This is a genomic window from Subtercola boreus (genome assembly GCF_003399625.1).
In the GTDB taxonomy this organism is placed as follows: domain Bacteria; phylum Actinomycetota; class Actinomycetes; order Actinomycetales; family Microbacteriaceae; genus Subtercola; species Subtercola boreus_C.
On sequence record NZ_NBXA01000029.1, the window covers coordinates 1 to 2,144 of the forward strand.

Below are 2,144 nucleotides of genomic sequence, written 5' to 3' on the forward strand. Positions count from 1 at the left end.
TCCCTGGAGTTTTATCATGACGAACATCACCCCTACTTCCGTTCCGAAGAGCCCGGCGCACAGCAGCTCGTCGACGGGTAAGAACACGATCGCTGATGGTGTTGTCGAGAAGGTCGCTGGTATCGCGGCCCGTGAGGTTGCTGGTGTGCATGACCTCGGTAATGCTGGTGCCCGTGCGGTTGGTGCGATCCGGAACGCGATCAATCAGCAGGACCGTGGCCAGGGTGTCAAGGTCGAGGTCGGAGAGAAGCAGGTCGCTGCGGACATCGTCCTGGTTGCGGAGTACCCTGTCGAGTTGCAGAAGCTCGCGGACGAGGTTCGCGCGAGCGTGACGGACGCCATCTCGACCGTGGTGGGCATGGAGGTCACCGAGGTGAACGTGACCATCTCTGATGTGTACATCCCGTCGGACGACAACGATGACGACACCGAGAGCCGCGTTCAGTGACCCCGACGAATCGGGGGATGCTTGTCGGCGCGGTGCTCGCGTTGACTGCTGTCGCGTTCGGTTTCTGGGCGATGATCCTCGTGGCGTTGTTCGTCGCGGTGGGGTATGCCGTGGGCCGGGTGGCTGAGGGCAAGCTCGATGTCCGCGGCGTGACGGACGCGCTCCGCGGGCGGCGGTCCTCGTGAGCCCGGCGGTGACGGCCGGCCACACGGTATCCGGTCATTCGGTATCCGGTCACTCGGTATCCGGTGACGCTGCGGTTGGTCGGAACACGATCGCGCCGCGCGCTGTGCGCCGTGTCGTGTCGGCCGTCACCGCGGAGCAGCTCGGCGTGGACGCGAAAGATGTCTCTGTCAGCCTGTCCGATCATGACGGCGACCTCACGATGACCGCGAGTGCGCCGATCCACGTCGCCCCGCTCGGTACGGGCGCCCGCCGGCCCGGGACGATCGTGGAGCGCCTCACCCGGGCGCAGACCACCATCCGGGAACAGAGCCTCACCCTGACGGGGACGTCGATCACGGAGATCGATCTGCACATCACGGGTGTGCAGTTGACGGAACGAAGGAGAGTGTCATGACCACCCCCGCTCTCTACAGAAGGGTCGTGCGACGCGAGTCGCGCTCCCCGCGTTCCGGGGCTGCGATCAGTATCGCTGTCATCCTGGTCCTCGCTCTGGCGTATCTCGGTGTCGAGTCGGTGCTCGCCGCGATCGGGCAGCGCCCGCTGCTGATCACCCCTCAGGATCTTGTGTCGTCCGTGTTGGCGGCAGCGTCATCACCGGTACCGCTTCTTGTCGCGATCGGCGCCGTGGTCGCTGTCATCGGTGTGGTACTGATCGTTGTGTCGTTCGCGCCGGGTCGTCGGGGTCGCCGGGGCAGTATCGGTGACCGGACGGCCGCTGTCGTCGATGACCGTGTCATCGCCCAGTCCCTGGCCCGCACTGTCAGTTACGCGGGTGATGTCGATCCCGACAACATCAGCGTCAGTGTCGGTGCGCGCACGGTGCGGGTCGATGTCACGCCCACGTCCGGGCGTGCTGTCAACCGGCAGGCGATCCAGGACGCCGTCACGCAGAGTGTCGGCTCCTACGACTACCGTCCGGCGCTGCGTTCGAGGGTGCGTATCTCGAAGAAGGGAAAGGTGGCCTGATGAATTCCACCAACCGTTTCCTGAACCGCTTGTTCCTCTTCGCCGTCGGACTGGTCCTGCTTGCTGGGGGTGCTGTGTTGGCGGTGGGGGCGTTGCTTCCTGACCTGCAGCAGCCGATCAGTGCGGGCGCGAAGAACGCGAACGGGCAGGTCGCGGGCACGTTCCAGGCGAACGCGTGGATCCTCTGGGCCACGGCGGCCGCCGCCGTGATCCTGATCGTGGTTTTGGTCTGGTTCGTGTTCCGGCAGGGCCGGGGCCGCACCCAGAACCTGCTCACCGTCAGACAGAACGCGACCGCGGACACCCCCACCGGCGGGGACCTCCTCGTCGATGTCACGGTCGCAGCGCAGGTCCTCGAGGACGCCCTGACCCGGGAGCCCGAGATCGCGGCGGTGGATGTCGTCGCGTTCCGGATCCGTCACGAGAACGTGCTACGGATCACCGCGCACGCCCGCCGGGGCGCGTCCCCGGTCCGGATCCGCACCGTCATCGACAATGCGGTCACGGAATGGGACGACGTCCTCGGACACAGCGTCCCGGTCGT

The 2,144-nt window shown here is 66.1% G+C and carries 5 protein-coding genes; all 5 read left to right on the plus strand.

What is annotated here, in order from left to right; translation table 11 throughout:
- Window positions 1-16: 16 nt before the first annotated feature.
- Window positions 17-448: an Asp23/Gls24 family envelope stress response protein gene (locus tag B7R21_RS16590; RefSeq protein WP_116284374.1), complete on the plus strand. Its 432-nt coding sequence runs from the start codon at window positions 17-19 to the stop codon at window positions 446-448.
- The gene (locus tag B7R21_RS16595; RefSeq protein ID WP_116284375.1) at window positions 445-633 is read left to right on the plus strand and encodes a DUF2273 domain-containing protein; all 189 of its coding nucleotides are present in this window, start codon (window positions 445-447) and stop codon (window positions 631-633) included. The genes B7R21_RS16590 and B7R21_RS16595 overlap by 4 nt, the downstream gene beginning before the upstream one ends.
- Window positions 630-1,028 carry a hypothetical protein gene (locus B7R21_RS16600; protein WP_216364276.1) on the plus strand — a complete coding sequence of 133 codons (399 nt, stop codon included), beginning with the start codon at window positions 630-632 and terminating at the stop codon, window positions 1,026-1,028. Before B7R21_RS16595 ends, B7R21_RS16600 begins: the two co-directional genes overlap by 4 nt.
- Window positions 1,025-1,600, plus strand: coding sequence for a DUF6286 domain-containing protein (locus tag B7R21_RS16605; RefSeq protein WP_116284376.1), 576 nt, complete (start codon window positions 1,025-1,027; stop codon window positions 1,598-1,600). Before B7R21_RS16600 ends, B7R21_RS16605 begins: the two co-directional genes overlap by 4 nt.
- On the plus strand, window positions 1,600-2,144 hold a 545-nt coding region (locus B7R21_RS16610), incomplete at its 3' end, for a hypothetical protein (protein WP_116284377.1). The genes B7R21_RS16605 and B7R21_RS16610, both read left to right, overlap by 1 nt.